Origin of the sequence: Spongiibacter taiwanensis, from assembly GCF_023702635.1 — a bacterium.
In the GTDB taxonomy this organism is placed as follows: domain Bacteria; phylum Pseudomonadota; class Gammaproteobacteria; order Pseudomonadales; family Spongiibacteraceae; genus Spongiibacter; species Spongiibacter taiwanensis.
Genome location: NZ_CP098455.1, coordinates 54,804 through 73,120, shown reverse-complemented (window position 1 = coordinate 73,120; position 18,317 = coordinate 54,804). Strand labels below are relative to the sequence as shown.

Annotated in this window: 16 protein-coding genes; 4 read left to right on the top strand and 12 right to left on the bottom strand. The window is 55.0% G+C overall.

Translation table 11 applies throughout. From position 1 onward, the window contains the following. Window positions 1–13: 13 nt before the first annotated feature. The 8 genes from pstA to NCG89_RS00295 all read right to left on the bottom strand — a co-directional run bounded on the left by pstA (window position 14) and on the right by NCG89_RS00295 (window position 9,525). Window positions 14–1,711 carry a phosphate ABC transporter permease PstA gene (gene pstA / locus NCG89_RS00330; protein WP_251087786.1) on the bottom strand — a complete coding sequence of 566 codons (1,698 nt, stop codon included), beginning with the start codon at window positions 1,709–1,711 and terminating at the stop codon, window positions 14–16. A 24-nt stretch (window positions 1,712–1,735) separates the two neighbouring features. Continuing rightward, complete coding sequence (locus NCG89_RS00325; protein ID WP_251087785.1) at window positions 1,736–3,970, bottom strand: ABC transporter permease subunit; 2,235 nt, start codon at window positions 3,968–3,970, stop codon at window positions 1,736–1,738. A gap of 169 nt (window positions 3,971–4,139) precedes the next feature. Continuing rightward, complete coding sequence (locus NCG89_RS00320; RefSeq protein WP_251087784.1) at window positions 4,140–5,108, bottom strand: PstS family phosphate ABC transporter substrate-binding protein; 969 nt, start codon at window positions 5,106–5,108, stop codon at window positions 4,140–4,142. A 92-nt stretch (window positions 5,109–5,200) separates the two neighbouring features. Beyond that, window positions 5,201–6,496 (bottom strand): phosphate regulon sensor histidine kinase PhoR, encoded by a 1,296-nt coding sequence (phoR, locus tag NCG89_RS00315; RefSeq protein ID WP_251087783.1) that lies wholly within the window; start codon window positions 6,494–6,496, stop codon window positions 5,201–5,203. Between the two features lie 7 nt (window positions 6,497–6,503). Then, window positions 6,504–7,211, bottom strand: a complete 708-nt coding sequence (phoB, locus tag NCG89_RS00310) for a phosphate regulon transcriptional regulator PhoB (RefSeq protein WP_251087782.1) — start codon at window positions 7,209–7,211, stop codon at window positions 6,504–6,506. 84 nt (window positions 7,212–7,295) lie between these two features. Beyond that, the gene (gene purU / locus NCG89_RS00305; RefSeq protein WP_251087781.1) at window positions 7,296–8,150 is read right to left on the bottom strand and encodes a formyltetrahydrofolate deformylase; all 855 of its coding nucleotides are present in this window, start codon (window positions 8,148–8,150) and stop codon (window positions 7,296–7,298) included. A 6-nt stretch (window positions 8,151–8,156) separates the two neighbouring features. Further along, window positions 8,157–9,005, bottom strand: coding sequence for an SPFH domain-containing protein (locus tag NCG89_RS00300; protein WP_251087780.1), 849 nt, complete (start codon window positions 9,003–9,005; stop codon window positions 8,157–8,159). 49 nt (window positions 9,006–9,054) lie between these two features. Next, on the bottom strand, window positions 9,055–9,525 hold the full coding sequence (locus NCG89_RS00295) for an NfeD family protein (RefSeq protein ID WP_251087779.1): 471 nt from the start codon (window positions 9,523–9,525) through the stop codon (window positions 9,055–9,057). A gap of 170 nt (window positions 9,526–9,695) precedes the next feature. On the opposite strand from NCG89_RS00295, the gene NCG89_RS00290 reads away from it, so the two are divergent. The 3 genes from NCG89_RS00290 (at window position 9,696) to NCG89_RS00280 (ending at window position 12,992) form a co-directional block, all read left to right on the top strand. Next, complete coding sequence (locus tag NCG89_RS00290; RefSeq protein WP_251087778.1) at window positions 9,696–11,846, top strand: YgiQ family radical SAM protein; 2,151 nt, start codon at window positions 9,696–9,698, stop codon at window positions 11,844–11,846. A gap of 200 nt (window positions 11,847–12,046) precedes the next feature. Beyond that, window positions 12,047–12,253, top strand: coding sequence for a cold-shock protein (locus NCG89_RS00285; RefSeq protein WP_251087777.1), 207 nt, complete (start codon window positions 12,047–12,049; stop codon window positions 12,251–12,253). A 208-nt stretch (window positions 12,254–12,461) separates the two neighbouring features. Next, on the top strand, window positions 12,462–12,992 hold the full coding sequence (locus tag NCG89_RS00280) for an acyloxyacyl hydrolase (RefSeq protein ID WP_251087776.1): 531 nt from the start codon (window positions 12,462–12,464) through the stop codon (window positions 12,990–12,992). A gap of 114 nt (window positions 12,993–13,106) precedes the next feature. Here NCG89_RS00280 and rlmKL read toward each other — a convergent pair whose 3' ends face one another. After that, complete coding sequence (gene rlmKL / locus NCG89_RS00275) at window positions 13,107–15,275, bottom strand: bifunctional 23S rRNA (guanine(2069)-N(7))-methyltransferase RlmK/23S rRNA (guanine(2445)-N(2))-methyltransferase RlmL (protein ID WP_251087775.1); 2,169 nt, start codon at window positions 15,273–15,275, stop codon at window positions 13,107–13,109. A 387-nt stretch (window positions 15,276–15,662) separates the two neighbouring features. Between rlmKL and rmf the strand changes: the two genes are divergently transcribed. Further along, window positions 15,663–15,866 (top strand): ribosome modulation factor, encoded by a 204-nt coding sequence (rmf, locus tag NCG89_RS00270; RefSeq protein WP_251087774.1) that lies wholly within the window; start codon window positions 15,663–15,665, stop codon window positions 15,864–15,866. Between the two features lie 55 nt (window positions 15,867–15,921). Here the strand turns inward: rmf and rluB are convergent, their stop codons facing one another. From rluB to NCG89_RS00255, 3 genes are read right to left on the bottom strand one after another with little or no spacing between them, the layout of a single operon-like run. Beyond that, entirely contained in the window at window positions 15,922–16,728 is an 807-nt protein-coding gene (rluB, locus tag NCG89_RS00265; RefSeq protein ID WP_251087773.1) for a 23S rRNA pseudouridine(2605) synthase RluB, read from the bottom strand. Continuing rightward, window positions 16,725–17,465 carry an SMC-Scp complex subunit ScpB gene (gene scpB / locus NCG89_RS00260; RefSeq protein WP_251087772.1) on the bottom strand — a complete coding sequence of 247 codons (741 nt, stop codon included), beginning with the start codon at window positions 17,463–17,465 and terminating at the stop codon, window positions 16,725–16,727. The genes rluB and scpB overlap by 4 nt, the downstream gene beginning before the upstream one ends. Continuing rightward, a complete protein-coding gene (locus tag NCG89_RS00255; RefSeq protein ID WP_251089392.1) occupies window positions 17,462–18,283 on the bottom strand; it encodes a segregation and condensation protein A in 822 nt (273 codons plus the stop codon). Before NCG89_RS00255 ends, scpB begins: the two co-directional genes overlap by 4 nt. Between the last annotated feature and the right edge of the window lie 34 nt (window positions 18,284–18,317).

Here is an 18,317-nt window from a genome sequence, read left to right as displayed (position 1 = left end):
TGCCAGTACCGCCCTACATTTCCAGCGACTTGTATTTTTCGCGCAAATGGTTGCGCAGCCCCACCGCGCTCAGGTTTAGCAGCGCGATAATAATCACCAGCAGCAAGGCTGTGGCGTATACCAGGGGACGAGCCGCCTCCACATTGGGGCTTTGAAAACCCACATCATATATGTGAAAGCCCAAATGCATAAATTTTTGGTCCAGATGGACAAAGGGGAAATTCCCATCGACCGGCAATGAAGGTGCCAGCTTAACCACTCCAACGAGCATCAGCGGAGCCACTTCCCCAGCCGCCCGGGCTACCGCCAGAATCAAGCCGGTCATCATTGCCGGACTGGCCATGGGCAGTACCACCCGCCACAAGGTTTCCGCTTTAGTTGCGCCCAGCGCCAAACTGCCCTCGCGCAGATTGCGGGGAATCCGCGACAAGCCTTCCTCGGTAGCAACAATCACCACCGGCAGCGTCAACAAAGCCAGAGTGACCGAGGCCCACAGGAGTCCCGGGGTGCCAAAGGTGGGTGCCGGCAGTGCCTCTGGAAAAAAGGCCTTGTCCATTTCGGCACCGAGAAAATAGATAAAAAAGCCCAGCCCAAATACCCCGTAAACAATGGACGGCACACCAGCCAGGTTGTTGACAGCGATACGGACGATGCGCGTCATCAGGCCTTGTTTAGCATACTCGCGCAGATAGACCGCAGCGATCACGCCAAAGGGTGTCACCAACACAGACATGATCAACACCATGATGACGGTGCCAAAAATTGCCGGGAAAATGCCCCCTTCCGTGTTGGCTTCCCGAGGTGCCTCGCTGAGAAACGCCCAGAATTGTTCGAAGTAAAACCCGGTTTTGGCAAACACCGACATGGTGTTGGGACGGTGGGCTTTAACCACCGTGGCAAAGCGCATGGTCACTTCACGACCACTGGCTGTCTTGGCGGTAAAACTGTCCTGCCGCCACTCTCGATAGAGTTCCTGCAAACGCTTTTGCAGCACCTGATACTGCGCTTCCAGCTCGGCCCGACTTTCGGCGTTCGCGGCCTGGACCCGCTGCAATTGTTGCTCGCTCAAGCTGGAGTCCAACTCCGCCGCACGATCCTTTAACCGCAGTCGTTCCATGGCATGGTTGATGGAGCCGATATCGTGTTTTTCGATTCGCTCAATCTGCTCATGCAACAGATCTGCTGCAGCCACTTTATTCTGAAAGGCCTGCCACAGATCTGCATCGGCAATTTCCAGCGTTTTTCCCTGTTCTTGAATGGCGGTGAGATAGCCGTAGAAGTTGCCCCACTCCCGCCGCTCGATCACCACCACCGACTCCGGATAGCTGATGGCACTGAGGTAGTCACTCAGCACCCATTTGAAATCAACACCAGTAACATCACGGTTACCCTGTTTTACCAGTGCCCGCTCGACAAAGGGCTTGGTTTCCGGCAGCGGGTATCCAGCGCTAAGCAGTTGCTCCAAGGGAACAGATTCGGTTTCAACGTGCTCTGCCAGCAGAGCCGAGGCGACTTCCCCCGGCGGCGCGTAGGTAGCAGACATCACCGCAGATGGCCAAAAGTGACCAAATCCCCGTACCGCCAAGAGCACTAACAAGCCGATTACCGCGAGGGTGCTGACCGTTACCGCTGCTGCGTTGGCCCAAATCATCGGCTCGCCGCGCTTGCACCAATTTAAAAAGCCGTCCTGTTGTTGCCCGCGTAGATTCATTGCTTTTCTCTTCTCCACCAGCAATTACAGGTTGCCGTAGCGCATGCGCAAACGCTGACGCACCACTTCTGCAACGGTGTTCACCAGGAAGGTGAACATGAATAAGACAAACGCCGCGAGGAACAATACCCTGAAGTGAGTGCTATCCACTTCGGTCTCGCCAATCTCGACCGCAATATTCGCCGCCAGCGTGCGCATTCCTTCAAAGATATTGGCATCCATAATGGGCGTGTTGCCGGTGGCCATCAGTACAATCATGGTCTCCCCCACAGCACGGCCCATACCAATCATCAGTCCAGAAAAAATACCTGGGCTGGCGGTGGGCAGCACGACACCCACCAGGCTCTGCCAAGGTGTCGCGCCCAGCGCCAGAGACCCGTGACTAAGATGTTTGGGCACTGAGAAAATCGCATCTTCAGCGATGGAGAAGATCGTTGGAATCACCGCAAACCCCATCGCAATTCCGACCACCAAGGCGTTGCGCTGATCAAAGGAAACCCCCAGATCACGCGTCAGCCAACGCCGCATATCGCCATCAAAAAGCATCTTTTCCATGGGAGCGCCCAGCGCCACACACAGCATCACTAGGCCGATAATCACCGGCACTAACAGCACTGGGTGCCATCCATCAGGCACATGTTTGACCACCTTGCCGGGCAACTTGGACCACAACCATGCAAACAGCAATATCGAAACGGGCATCAGCAACAGCAGACTGAATACCGCCGGCATATTCTTTTCGATGAAGGGCGCCAACCACAAACCCGCCAGAAAGCCGAGAATGACCGTAGGCAGGGCCTCCATCAATTCGATCACGGGTTTTATCTTGCGACGCAGCGTCGGCGCCATGAAGTACGCTGTGTAAATGGCTCCGCAAATCGCCAGCGGTGCGGCAATCAACATCGCATAGAAAGCCGCCTTTAAGGTGCCAAATGCCAGCGGTGCAAAACTGTATTTGGGTTCAAAATCGTTGCTCGCTGAGGACGACTGCCAGACGTAGGCGGGCTCAGAGTAGCTTTCGTACCAAACCTTTTCCCAAAGGGCTGACCACGACAGCTCCGGGTGCTCATTGTGCACCGCGTATTCCAAAATATTGCCATCGTCACCCTCAACCAGAAGGCGGTTAGCCCGGGGTGATATCGCCATCGCCGCTGGATGCTTCAGCGGCAGCGCTTCGTTCAGCAGTCGGCGGTGGGCCGTTGAGTGAAAAATATCGAGTTGGCCCTGACTGCCCAACGCCAGAAAACCCTTGCGTCGGTGTTCAGTGACCAGGGCCGAAACCCCCTCTTCGGCTGAGCGATCGAACTGGCGAATTTCTTTCAACCGATAACCACTGGCCGATGCGGTATCTCGCACCACAAACCACTGAGCCAAGTCTCCCTCGCTGGATGCGGCCAAGATCGAAATACCACCAAGCAGAAAGCGGATATCGCTCAGGTTGCCGCGTTCAAACAAATGCCCCTTGTCGGCAACCGTACCGGCACGTAAATCAATCAGACGAAACTCACCACTTTCACTAAAGACATACAGCCAGCGCTGATCGGGATCGATCAACAGAGACTGCGCAACCATTGTCAGGGGCGGTAACGGCAGGGCCGCCTCCACAAGCGTAACCTCCTCTGTCAGGAAGTCCTCTTCTTTTTGCCAGCGTTTTCCCACCAATTTGCCATCGGAAACGCCGACGACAACAAGCGCATCATCGCCATCATTTACAGCCAGCGCGTCTAACGAACGCCCCTCGGCCAATGTCAGCGGCGCATCACCATACGGAAAGCTCAACCGCGGCGTAATGACGCGGGTGTTGTTAGGGTAACTGGTACGGTAGTCGTGTTTCGCAATGAGAACTTCGCCCGAATCACTACCGAGCGCAAAGACGCGGCTGACCTCTGACTCAATGGTAAAACTGGATAAATCACCCGAGCCGACATTGAGCTGTTGGCGCTTCATCTCACGCCCTGAGCCAACTTCAAAAAAAACAGCCGCGCCGTCCCGGTCTAGGCGAAACCCCACCTCGGCCTGCTCTTCCATTGCCAAATACAAGGCTGCGCCGCCGGCTGGCGCCGGGTATTCGGCCAGCTTTTCAATACTGGCAGCGCGAAACAATGGCAGGATTTCGTAGAGGAGATAGAAAAAAATCAACAGAATGGCGAACAGAATCGCCACACCGCCGCCGGTGATCGTGACCGCGGCAGCCGAGTCTTTAAATTGGCGCCAACGACGGAAAGCCGACGCGGTATTTCTCACTTCCGCAGAATTCATGCAACGTTGCCCTGATGGGTGCCCGAGCGGTAAACGTAAACCACCCAGCCTATGTTAATTCGGTTGCCAAACCATGACACGCAATGCCATGACTTCAGCAACCTGCCGAACGATAAACAAAGGGTCGCCGCAGTCACTGCGCCGACCCTTAAAACATCATCCGTGCCGCTTACATTTCAAGCAGCGCGTAGATACGCTCAACCACTTTGGCGGGCAGCGGCACGTAGCCGTCTTTTACCACCACTTCCTGCCCCTCACGGGACAGCACCAGCTTAAGAAACTCACGCTCCAGCGGCGCCAGCGGCTGGTTTGGCGCTTTATTGACGTAGACATAAAGGAAGCGTGATAAAGGATAGGTTCCCTTGGTCGCGTTTTCTGCGGTGGCTTCAACAAAGCTACTCTTGTCATCTTTCGCCAGCGGGATCGGCCGAACACTGGGTGTTTGGTAGCCAATACCAGAGTAGCCAATGCCGTTAATCGAAGTCGATACCGATTGCACGACTGAAGCCGAACCGGGCTGCTCATTAACACCATTTTTGAAGTCGCCTTTACACAGGGCTTCTTCCTTAAAATAGCCGTAGGTTCCCGATACCGAGTTACGGCCGAAGATCTGAATATCACGGCCAACCCAAGACCCGCTCATTCCGAGCTGCCCCCAAGACTGCACCGCCTCTACAGCGCCGCAGCGGCGAGTGCTGGAGAAAACCGCATCAACTTGGGCAATCGTCATACCTTCGATCGGATTATCCTTGTGCACAAACACCGCCAGGGCATCAATGGCCACAGGCACGGCAGTGGGTTTGTAGCCGTATTTGCCTTCAAAGGCCTCGATTTCCTTATCCTTCATTTTTCGGCTCATTGGGCCGACATTGGAGGTACCCTCGGTCAGCGCTGGGGGCGCGGTGGACGACCCAGCGGCCTGGATTTGCACATTCACATTCGGGTAATGCCGCTTAAAATCTTCAGCCCACAGGGTCATCAGATTGGCGAGGGTATCGGAACCGACGCTGGAGAGATTTCCGGCGACACCCGACGCTTTCTCGTAAGATGCCAGACCGGGGTCTACTTCGGCGCCCGCCAGCGAGAACCCTGCGGTCACACTCAGCGCCATTGCCATTAGACTTTGCTTGATTTTCACGGACCTCTCCTCAAACCAGTAAACTCGTCTAAGGGGGCACTCTAAACCCCAATTGTTACAGTTATGTTACAAAACGATGACTACCCAAAAAATCACTTTAACTTATTGATTAGTAATGATTTTGGAAAAACACAACTGAAGCAACTGCCCTGGGATATGACACTTTTAATACGCAATTCGGCGCGATGTCGAATCAACACGTGCTTGACAATCGCCAGCCCAAGGCCGGTACCGCCAGTGTCGATGGAGCGACTTTCCTCGACGCGATAAAAGCGTTCGGTCAGCCTGGGAATGTATTGCGGCTCAATGCCAATGCCCGTGTCTTCGACTTCAAAATAGGCGTGATAGTCATCCTGAAACCAGCGCAGAGTAATTTGATCCCCGGCCTCGGTGTACCGCGCAGCGTTGACCGCCAGGTTCGAGAAGGCGCTGCGCAGTTCAGCGTAGCAACCCCGTAGGTCAGCATCATCATCGCATTCAACCCGAATCTCCCGCTCCCCTTTTGCCGCGGCCGAAACCTCTTCGGCAATCATTTCCATCAGCGGGCGCATTCTGATCTGCTCTTGCTCGGAGGCCGGCAACGTTTCCAGCCGCGACAACAGCATCAAGTCTTGAATCAGATTATGCATGCGCCGGGATTGTTGCAGCATCTGAGCGATGGCCCGATCCCAACGGGGGTTTTCGCCACCGTGCTCGGCAAAGGTTTCGAGATAACCATTGATAACAGTCAGCGGCGTACGCAATTCGTGGGATACGTTGGCAACGAAGTCCTTGCGCATTTTTTCGAGGCGATGGGTCCGGGTCACATCTCGCGCAAACAACAACCTACTACCCTGGCCGAAAAAACTGATATTGATACTCAGCTGTATATGCCCATTGACTGGAGACGACATCTCCAATGGCATTTTGTATTTTTCTGATTCGAAATAACGCAGAAAGGCTGGCGCACGGATCAAGTTGACTAGTTGGCGCCCCGTGTCCTCCTCGTGCTGCAACCCAAGCAAGTCCACTGCCGCGGTATTGCACCATTCAATATTACCGGCTGCATCCAACATCACTACGGCGTCCGACATAGACGCAAACGACGCCCGCAGATACTCCACCGTAGCGCCCAGACGCGCCCGATCCTGGGCGCCCTGACGATGCAGGTCGTAGATTGAATCTAAAACCTGTCCCCACATACCTGTTGCCTCCGGTGGCTCACCGTCCATGCCACCCTGTAACCATGTATTCAATTTTTTGAGTTGTAACAACAGCCAAGCACACGCGGCAATAGCAGCAATCAGCAGCGGCCAAACACCCACTTGGAACAGCGCGCACACCAACGCAATGCCAATTAGGGGAATACTGACTTTAGTCAGCTCGGTCTTCCAGCCACTATCCCGCATTGCGTCGTCAGGCGCTTATGCCAGTCGCAGAAAAACGGTAACCGGTGCCTCGCACGGTCTGGATTAACTGACCGAAATCCTGACGATCCGTCTGCAGCGCTTTACGCAAACGGCGGATATGCACGTCAACCGTGCGCTCTTCAACATAAACGTTGGTTCCCCACACCTGATCCAATAGCTGGCCACGACTGTAAGCGCGCTCTTGGTGGGTCATGAAAAACTTGAGCAGTTTGAATTCGGTTGGGCCCATATCAAGGGGGTCCTGGTGGGCAAAGACCCGGTGACTCGCCGGGTCGAGTTTCAAGCCATTCACTTCAATACTTTCCTCGTCACTCTGACTGCCACTGCGACGCAACACTGCCTTAATCCGGGCCATCAACTCCCGGGAGGAAAAGGGTTTGGTGATGTAGTCGTCAGCACCGACGTCCAGACCCTGGACGCGGTTATCCTCATCGTCCTTAGCGGTCAGCATAATGACCAACAGGTCTTTGGTGAGCTCTTCACGACGCAGACGGCGCAGCAATTCAATACCGCTGGTCACTGGCATCATCCAGTCGAGCAGAACGAGGTCGGGGCGCTGATCAACGATAATGCCATGGGCTTCCTGGGCATTACTGGCTTCCAGGCACTGGTAGCCGGAAAGTTCGAGGCCGACCCGAATCATCTCGCGAATAGCCGCCTCGTCATCGACAATCAGAATGGTCTTTTCATTCATTCTATAAGCCTTTAACGACGATTTTCATGACTGCATTAAATCGACACTTGATGACATTTTTATGACGATCGGTTTTTTTCTAATCTAATCAAACACTACCGTTTTATTCCCGTGAACTAGCACGCGATCTTCCAGGTGATTGCGCAGGGCACGAGCGAGTACCGCCTTTTCCACGTCTTTCCCCAAACGCACCATATCATCCTTGCTGTGTCGGTGGTTCACCCGAATCACATCCTGCTCGATGATGGGGCCTTCGTCGAGGGTCTCAGTCACGTAATGGCTGGTTGCACCGATAAGCTTCACCCCACGATCAAAGGCCTTTTGATAGGGATTGGCACCAATAAATGACGGCAGGAAACTGTGGTGAATATTGATCATTCGGCCCGGAAACGCCTGACAAAACTCCGGCGGAATGATTTGCATGTAGCGGGCCAGCACCACGCAGTCGGCTTGGGCAGCCAGGGTGAGCCGCATAATCTTGAGTTGGGCCTCAACTTTCGTCTCGGGAGTAACCGGCACATATTCAAAGGGAATACCGTGCCACTCCACCATACTGCGCAGGTTTTCGTGGTTACTAATGACGCAGGGAATGTCGCAGTCCAGCTCACCGCTGTGCCACCGGTGCAGAATATCGGCAATGCAATGGGAAGCGTGGCTGGCCAGAATGACGACTTTACGTTTGATATTGGAATCCACCAGCTGCCACTCCATGTCATAGGAGCCGGCAATCTCTTTAAAGCCTTCGCAAAAGGCATCAACACCGTGGGTCAATGACGCTGCGCGAATTTCATTGCGCATGAAAAACCAGTTACTTTCGGCGTCAGCGTGATAATTCGCTTCCGTTAGCCATCCGCCTTGCTCGGCAACATACTGGCTCACCCGCGCGACAATACCAACCCGGTCGGGACAACTGATAACCAGTCTTAAAGTATGCTCCATAAACTCCTACGCCTTGTTCAAAATGCCCTTGAGCGCCTGGGGCAGGTCTGCGGGCAACACAACCGTTTTCGCATTGCTGGAGCTGGACAGCTCCACCAGGGCATCTGCATATTTCTCGCCCAGCAAAAACAACGCCGGCAACTCTTCTCCCTTCACCGCCGCCGAGATCGCCTCAATCGCCGCGCCGCTGGCCCGCGCCAGCACAACCTGCGCCTGGGCATCCCGCTTGGAAGCCTCTAGCCGCCCTTCTGCCTCCAGAATGGCAGCCTGCTTTTCGCCCTCGGCTTTGGTGACTGCCGCCCGCCGCTGGCGCTCGGCCGCCGCCTGCTCCTCCATCGCCTGTTGCATGGTTGGCGAGGGACTGATGTCCTGAATTTCCACCGTCTTCAGGGTAATTCCCCAGTCGGCAATATCGTCAGAAATTGCCGCCTTCAATTTGGCTTTGATCTGGTCTCGGGAGGACAGCGCCGCGTCCAGGGCCATCTCGCCGATGATGGAACGAAGCGAAGTTTGTACCAGATTCTGAATGGCCAGAGTGTAATCCTCCACCCCGTACACCGCCTTTTCTGGCGATACAATGTTGATATAGGCCACCGCGTTGGCAATGATCACCGCGTTGTCCTCAGTGATAACTTCCTGGGAAGGGATATCCAGGACAATATCCTTGGTCGTGATCTTATAGGCCACGGTGTCCACGTAAGGAATAATAAAATTCAAACCTGGCGCCAGGGTGGAGTGGTACTTGCCCAGACGCTGCACAATATATTTGCTGCCCTGGGGCACCGTGCGCACACCCATTGAAATGGTGACCACCACCATGAACAGCAAAGCACCGGTTACTGCGAGACTTTCCATATCTTCAGCCCTTTAAGAGTCTGGTGAGAAAGACGCCGCGCTACCCCGCCTAACGGGACGACTCGACGTGGGACACAATCAATTTATTGCCAGACAGTTCCTCAACCCGCACTTTGTCGCCCACTTCGATGGGGTCGTTGCAGATAAAAGACCATTCTTCACTACCCAACATCGGCACCGAAAAGCGCATGACCCCGTGACCAAACTTGGCGCCTTTGCTAATCACCATCCCTTCCTGAGCAACGATTTGCTCCCGGGCCATGCCGGCCAGAGACTTGTTTTTCATTTTGGGGTGGACGTATTTAAACCAGATAAACAGGTCCAGGCAGGACAGCACCGCCCAAATCGCCAGCTGCACCGCAAAGTGCAAATCGACCACGGCGATAATCAAACCCACTGCGACGGCGCTGGCGCCAAACCAAAGCAGCACAAAACTGGGGACAAAAATTTCGCTCGCGACCAATAGCAGTCCCAGCACCATCCAGTGCCAATATGCGATATGCGCGTTTAACCAAGACATTGTCGACTCCGACAGACCTTCTGCCGCGCAAGAATAGCCTATGCGCCAGGCAAGTGCACCTCACCCCGAATGACGGCAGCATTTGATGAATTGAAAGGGGTTGAATACAGCAGCCCCACTGATACGGTACAATACGTTTTTGCCACATTTAGCCCCATCTTCAGGTCATTATGTCCCCAACACCCCTGTTCAATTACCGCCGTTACTGGGCCGAGTGTTTCGGCACCGCTGAATTTCTGCCAACCAGTCGCGCAGAAATGGACGCTCTGGGCTGGGACAGTTGCGACATCATCATTGTCACTGGCGATGCTTATGTCGATCACCCCAGCTTTGGTATGGCGGTCATCGGCCGGGTACTTGAGGCCCAAGGCTTCCGCGTTGGCATTATCGCCCAGCCCGACTGGCAATCCGCTGAGCCATTTAAAGCACTGGGCCAGCCGAATCTGTTCTTTGGCGTTGCGGCCGGCAACATGGACTCCATGATCAATCGGTACACCGCCGACCGCCGCCTGCGCCATGACGACGCCTACTCGCCGGACAATGTCGGCGGCAAGCGGCCTGACCGGGCAGTCATTGTCTACTCCCAGCGCTGCCGGGAGGCCTATAAAGACACCCCCATCGTGCTTGGCTCCATTGAGGCCAGCCTGCGCCGGATCGCCCATTACGATTATTGGAGCGATAAAGTCCGCCGTTCAGTTCTCCTCGATGCCCGCGCTGACATTCTGCTCTACGGCAACGCCGAACGGGCGATCGTTGACGTCGCTCACCGACTATCCCGGGGAGAAGCCATTGCCGACCTTCAGGATTTGCGCGGCACCGCTTTTTTGCGCAAGTCCGTCCCCGCCGGATGGACCGAGATCGACTCAAGCCATGTGGATTTACCGGGCAAAGTCGATCCAATCATCAGCCCCTATGTGGATACCAACGCCACCGAGGCTTGCAGCACCGCCCAGGAAGATGCCGCACCCGCCCTGGCAGACACGGTGCAAGCTGTGCGTATTCTCGACCCACGGGTTGCGCGCAAAGCCGGCGCCGATAGTGACACCACCGTGATCCGGCTACCGGATTACGAAACGGTGAAGCGCGATCCGGTCAGTTATGCCCACGCTGCCCGGGTCCTCCATCTGGAGACCAACCCCGGCAACGCTCGGGCGCTGGTGCAGCGCCACGGCGACCAACAGGTATGGCTCAATCCACCGCCGATTCCACTGACCACCGAAGAGCTGGATTGGGTGTTTGAGCTGCCCTACCAGCGCCGCCCCCATCCATGCTATGGCGATGCCCGCATCCCGGCCTACGAGATGATCCGCTTCTCGGTGAATATCATGCGGGGCTGTTTTGGTGGCTGTAGCTTCTGCTCAATCACCGAGCACGAAGGCCGTATCATCCAAAGTCGCTCTGAAGACTCCATCGTTAAAGAGGTGGAGAAAATTCGGGACATGACACCGGCCTTTACCGGTGTGGTCTCGGATCTCGGTGGTCCCACCGCCAATATGTGGCGGCTCAACTGCAAGAGCAAGGAGATCGAGGAAAATTGCCGCAGGCTCTCCTGCGTGTATCCCGGCATCTGTAAAAACCTCGACACAGACCAGAGCCCGCTGATTGGTCTGTATCGTCGGGTGCGCGAATTGGACGGCGTGAAAAAGGTACTGATTGCCTCGGGCCTGCGTTACGACCTGGCGGTGGAAACCCCGGCCTATGTCAAAGAGCTGGTCACCCATCATGTCGGCGGTTACCTGAAAATTGCCCCGGAACACTCTGAAGATTCGCCCCTGTCAAAAATGATGAAACCCGGCATGGGCAGCTACGACCGCTTCAAAGCCATGTTTGATAAGTTCTCCAAACAAGCGGGCAAAGAACAGTATCTCATCCCCTATTTTATCGCCGCTCACCCCGGCACCCGGGACGAGGACATGATGAACCTCGCGCTGTGGTTAAAGCGTAATGGCTTCAGGGCTGATCAGGTACAGGCCTTCTATCCCTCACCAATGGCTAACGCCACAGCAATGTACTATTCCGGGAAAAACCCCCTGCGCAAAGTCACACGCAAAAGTGAGGATGTGTTTAGTGCAAAAGGCTTAAAGCAGCGCCGCCTGCACAAAGCCTACCTGCGTTACCACGATCCGGAGGGATGGCCGGCGATCCGTGAGTCCCTGCTCAGCATGGGTCGCAAAGATCTCATCGGCTATGGAAAGCGGCATCTGGTCCCGCCCAGACAACCGGCAAACTGGGTACCCAAGAAAAAGCAGCCCAAATCTGCACCGGGCAAGGGCCGCTTGCTAACTCAACACAGCGGACTTCCACCGAGAAAAACGCAATAAAAAGTTCACGTTTTAGTGGCCAAAAGGCTTTCTAAGCCGTTCGCGAGTGTGTATATAATGAGTTCGCTGGCAAATAGATGCAGCTCGGTTTTATGTAAAAGCACCACGAAGTCGTTTTAAGTACCTCGTTCTGTTTCATAAGTACCCTGCCTATCTCTGCTCATGCAAACCAAGGTAAATACACATAACGAGGTAAAAACATGTCTAAAAGCACTGGCAAAGTGAAGTGGTTCAACGAAACTAAAGGCTTCGGCTTTATCGAGCAGGATTCAGGCCCAGACGTTTTTGTTCACTTCAGCGCCATCAGCGGTACTGGCTTCAAAACCCTGGCCGAAGGCCAAGCGGTAGAATTCGACGTTCAAACTGGTCAGAAAGGTCCTCAAGCGGCCAACGTCACTGTCCTCTGAATGCCTTGAAGGGGGCTCACTCCGGGCTCCCTTTTTATCCCCTCTCTGTTTCTCCCTCTACCTCCCCCCAATTAAATCAGCATTTTTTCCTCTCTCTTTTCAATTTTTTGCTAATTCTCAGCACACCAAACCTGATTGAAGATTGATGGGAGACATTGGTCTTTTAATATGATTATATTGCCGAAATCATGCATTTAATGGATTAACTATGCCGCGTTTATTGTTCGCCTTTGCCCTCCTCTTCGCCTCCACCGCCTCCTTTGCCGACAACTATCACAAGCACGAATGGCGTGCCGGTGTGTTGGCACACAACAAAGGCCCCATCGCCAGCGAAACGGAAGACGGCCCCGACATCAATATTGCCTACCACCACTTTCTTACCGAGTACTCCTGGGCGGGTATTTATGCCCACGGCGGCGCCGTGATTAATCTCGCGGACGGCACAAGCTATATTTACACTGGCCTGAACTCACAGACGTTTTTCGGCAACTCCCCGTTTTTCTTTGAAATTGGCGGCGGCTTCGCCGTGCACGACGGCGACCTGGAAAAGGAATCGCCCGAGCGCCGCGAGATGGGTTCTCGGGTGTTGTTCCACTTTGAAACCAGCCTCGGCTACAACTTCAGCAATGGCATGTCGCTAAGCTTTTACTTCGACCATATCTCCAACGGCTCGATCCTCAACGACGATGACAACCGGGGCCTGGACACCTACGGCCTGCGCCTCGGCTACAGCTACTGAACTTATCTACCGCTAGCAATAGCAGCAAAAAGGCCCGTTGCGCGCCAACGCAATGGGCCTTTTTTTATAGCTGATTCTATGCAGGTTAGTCGCTAACCACCAAAGCACATAAGCTTATTTATGGCGTAAAAACCAGCAGTAATGAATGGGTTTACTGCGTCCTTTAAAATCCTCATCAATTGACCAACGGCAGCGGTCTTCAATCTGGTAGCGCTCAGCCAGACTCGTATCCAGTTCAAAGCCACGCTTGTTGGTTGAGAAGATCAGTAAGCCATCCTGAGCCAAGCGGGCCATGGCACCATTGATCAACTGGGCATGGTCTCGCTGAGTATCAAGCACACCTTCCATCCGCTTGGAGTTGGAGAAGGTCGGCGGATCAAGCAGAATCAAGTCGTACTCGCCATCGTTGCTGGCAAGCCAGGCAAAGCAATCTTCTTGTATCGTGCGGTGGCGCGCATCACTGAGGCCATTGAGGGCGAGATTTTTTCGCGCCCATTGCAGGTAGGTGTTCGACATATCCACTGAGGTGGTATGCATTGCGCCCCCGAGCCCCGCATGCACGCTGGCCACGGCGGTATAGCAAAACAAATTCAGAAAGCGCTTACCCTTTGCCAGCTTGGCAATCTCAAGCCGCACCGGCCGGTGATCCAAAAACAGTCCGGTATCGAGAAAATCCCGCAGATTCACTAACACCGTGGCCTGGCCTTCCGTTACCTCGATAAATTCATTGCGCTGCTCTCGGCGCTGGTACTGTTTACCTTCTTTCTGCCGCCGCCGCTCCTTGATGGCAATATCGCTTTCAGCGCATTCAAAGACCTGAGCGCAGGCTTGTATCACCTCCCGCAACCGCTTTAACGCCGCGTCCTCCGAGATCGAGGTGGGAGCAATATACTCCGACACGTGAATTCGTCCCTGGTAGTCATCTATCGCTACAGCGTATTCCGGCATGTCGGCATCGTAGACCCGATAGCACTCAATGCCCTCGCGCCGGCGCCATTTGGCCATGCGCTTGATATTTTTGCGCAGTCGATTGGCAAACATCTCGGCACCGGCACTGAGCACCACCGGCTCAACATCCGCCGCTCTGGGTTTGCCGGCCTGCTGCTGAACGAAAGCCCCAGGCTGAATATCAAACAGCAATAACTTTGAAGGCAGTTCACCGTTCAGGAACTGATATTGGCGATGGCTGCGAATCCCCATGCGCTTACCTAACTCGGGATTACCCGTAAAGACCCCCGCTTGCCAGTGCAGAAACTGGCTTTTCATTGCTCCGCCAAGATGGCGATACAAATGCACCAGCTCAGCCTCGTCGCCCAGGCGTTCGCCATAGGGCGGATTGCATATCAGCAAGCCTTGATTTTCAATTTGCCCGGGCAGCGACAAGGCCGACAGCTCCTGCCGGGACACTTCAATGTGCCGCGCGAGCCCGGCTCGGGAGATGTTCTGCCTGGCAATGGCAGCGGTTTTGCCGTTGGCGTCATAGCCAAGCATCGGCGCATAGCTGCGGGCCAGGGCACGCCGCCGCCCCTGCTCAGCCTCTTCCAGGATCGCATCCCAAATATCTGCGCGATGCTGGCGCCAACCATTAAAGCCCCAATAGCGGCGGCCCAGTCCGGGCGCAATATTCATGCTCATCATGGCACCCTCAATCAGAAAGGTGCCAGAGCCGCACATTGGATCAAGCAAGGCGCCGCCGCGACTGGCAATGCCCAACCAACCGGCACGCACCAGTATGGCAGCGGCGAGATTTTCTTTGAGTGGCGCCATCCCACCCTCCTGGCGATAGCCGCGTCGATGTAGGCTGTCACCACTTAGGTCGATCGCCACAACGACCTCGCCTTTGCGTAGGCGCACGTTGATCCGTAAATCCGGAGAAACCTTTGCCACCGAGGGCCGTTCCAGACCAGCCTCGGCAAATCGGTCGACAATGGCGTCTTTGCAACGCAATGCCCCAAAGTGGCTGTTGCGAATGTCCTTGCTCGTTCCGCTGAAATCCACCAGCAAGCTGCCACCGGCGGCAACATGCTGCGTCCAGTCGATGGCCTTTACTCCCGCGTACAAGGCCTGTGCATCCCCCGCAGAAAATTGGCTCAACTTGAGAAACAGGCGATTGGCCAACCGCGACCAGAGACAAAAACGGTAGGCACTATCCAAGCTACCTTGTAACTCAACGCCACCCACCGACTCCTTCCCGACCGCAAAACCCAGTTGGGCTGCCTCATCGGCAACAAGCAGCTCGAGGCCCTTGGGACAACTTGCCTGAAAATTGAGCACATCGCTCATACACCGCTCCTCTGAGCACTCGGTTTGGCAGCCTTATTGAAACCTTGGCAAATCCGCCGCTTTGTGACGTAGCGATTTTTTTTCGCGACCCGCTTAATCATGACAATTAGAATACCCACTACCCATGTACATTTCTTGCTTATGAATCAGCGTCTTACCAATTAGACGAAAGCCGAATAAAGGCACTTCGCTTTAGAAGAAATTGGTAGTCGACGGCAGTTGTTAAAATTTGATTACATGAAGCTTCGTCTCCGATGACACCCCCTGTCAACGAGACGAAATCTCCAAGTAATCGTTGTTTAACAATATCGTTCAAACACACGCTGTTCATGTAACCGTAGTTTGACATCCAGAAAGAAACACGTTGAAACCGGAGGCAGTTGCCCTATGAAGAGACAGAAACGCGATATGTCAGAGCGCGCTTACCAACGTGGTTATTCAGCCGGGATCGCCGGCAGGACCAAAGAATGTTGCCCCCACACCCAGCATCAACTCAAACAGGAGTGGATTACTGGCTGGCGGGAGGGTCGAAATGACCATTGGGATGGACTAAGCACCGCGGCTGCACTTCAGAAACAAGCGTTTCACTGACCTAGAAACATCCAATCAACCAGAAAAGACCCCGAAAGGGGTCTTTTTTTTCGCGTTATTTACTGCGGCTATCCCGGCGCCGAGGCGACCCGGGGGCGGTAGTCGAGGCTTCTTCCGGCAGCGCCAAGCCCGCCATGGCGTAGACATCCGCCACTTCGGCTGGCGTCAATTCGGTCCATTGCCCTACCTTGACCTTGGAGGGGATAAACACCGAGCCATAGCGCACCCGCTTGAGACGATTGACCTGCAAACCCTGCGACTCCCACAAACGACGAACTTCGCGGTTGCGGCCCTCCATAATCACCACGTAATACCAATGATTAATGCCCTCGCCGCCGCCATCAACAATATCGCTGAAACGTGCCACACCATCTTCAAGCTGCACCCCATCCACCAGAGCCTTCAGGTTTTGCTCACTGGCACTGCCCATGACCCGGCAGAGGTATTCCCGCTCAATGACGGTTGATGGATGCATTAACTTATTGGCGAGCTCACCGTCGGTGGTGAATAACAACAAGCCTGTGGTGTTGTAATCGAGGCGCCCCACGCAGACCCAGCGCTCACCTTGTAGCCGCGGCAGGCGGTCGAAGACCGAGCGGCGGCCTTCCGGGTCTTTACGGCTGCAAATTTCGCCCTCGGGTTTGTTGTACAGCAATACCCGCGCTGCCGTTTTTAATGACGAGGCCTTTACCGGTTTACCATCCAGCTTCAGCTTGGCATCGGCGGTGACCCGGTCGCCAAGGCTCGCGACTTTGCCGTCAACGGAAACCCGACCATCGACGATGGCGCGCTCCATTTCACGGCGAGAGCCGAGCCCCGCCCGGGCCAGCACTTTCTGCAATTTTTCATCGGCGGGGTTCATCTAGGCTCCTGATTGTCAAAGGGGGTGGTATGGTCTTCCAATGTTTCTTGTGCGTCACCAGAACTGATAGCATCCGCTGCGGGATCACTTTCCGACGCTTCTGAAGCTGGCATCGGGGCGTCATCGCTGCTTTCTTCTTCTGAGGGGGCGTCTGATTCGCTCACCAGTTCATCACCGCCCAACGCCAGTTCACCGTTAATCGAGTCAAGGTCGGCCAACTCCGCCAAGCTGGGAAGTTCATCCAGGTTGCGGAGATTAAAGTAATCCAGAAATTTTCGGGTGGTGGCATACATGGCGGGTCGGCCGGGCACATCTTTGTGTCCGACAACGCGAACCCACTCCCGCTCCAGCAAGGTCTTGATGATTTGCGAACTGACCGCCACCCCGCGGATATCCTCAATATCACCCCGGGTAATAGGCTGACGATAGGCGATCAACGCCAGGGTTTCCAGCAAGGCACGGGAATAGCGCTGGGGCTTCTCATCCCACAAACGCCGCACCCAGGGTGCCAGGTCCTCGGCCACCTGAAAGCGGTAGCCGCTGGCCACCAGCGTGAGACTGAAACCCCGCCCTTCACAGTCCTTTTCGATGACGCTGAGTACATCCCGCAGCTCAGTGGCCGCCGGCCGCAAATCTTCATCGAACATCTCGGCGATTTGGGTGAGGGTCAACGGCTTGCCCGCCGCCATCAAAATGCCCTCGACTACCCGTTTCAGAAACTCCGGTTCCATACTCATATTGCCTTAGCCTTGACGTGAATCGGGGCAAAGGGCTCCGACTGCACAATTTCTATCAGCGATTCTTTGATCAACTCCATAATCGCCAAAAAGGTCACCACCACACCAAGACGCCCCTCCTCGGCTCTGAACAGCAACACAAAGGGTGTAAAACTGTCGCTACGCAAACGGGCCAGCACCTCAGACATTCGCTCCCGCGTGGACAGCTTCTCCCGTTCCACCTGGTGATGCTCAAACAGATCTGCCCGCCGCAGCACTTCACCCAGTGCCAGCAGCAGCTCTTTCATGTCGACGTCGGGCTCAGCCTTCACTTTTTCCATGGGCGGCGGTGCCACCTCGGCAAGATAAATCTCGCGCCCGACTCGCGGCAATTGATCAATATTCTCGGCGGCTTGCTTGAAGCGTTCGTACTCCTGCAGGCGGCGAATCAGCAGTGCCCGGGGATCTTCCTCTTCGTCCAGAGCCTCAGAGGATCGCGGCAACAACATCCGGGATTTGATTTCGGCCAGCATCGCCGCCATCAACAGATACTCTGACGCCAGCTCAAACTGCATGGCGTTCATCATGTTCACATACTGCATGTACTGCTCGGTAATCTGGGAGACGTCTATTTCCAGAATATCCAGGTTCTGACGCTTGATCAGATACAGCAGCAAATCCAAGGGGCCTTCAAAGGCCTCAAGAAATACCTCGAGGGCTTCGGGGGGAATGTACAAATCCTTGGGAATTTCGGTGAGCGGTTTCCCCTGCACCACGGCAAAGGGCATTTCCCCCTGACTGGGCTGGCGCCGGAGGGCTTCCAGACGAACGATTTCCATCTCTGGCTGTGCCGCTGCCGGTTGCAGAGGGGCA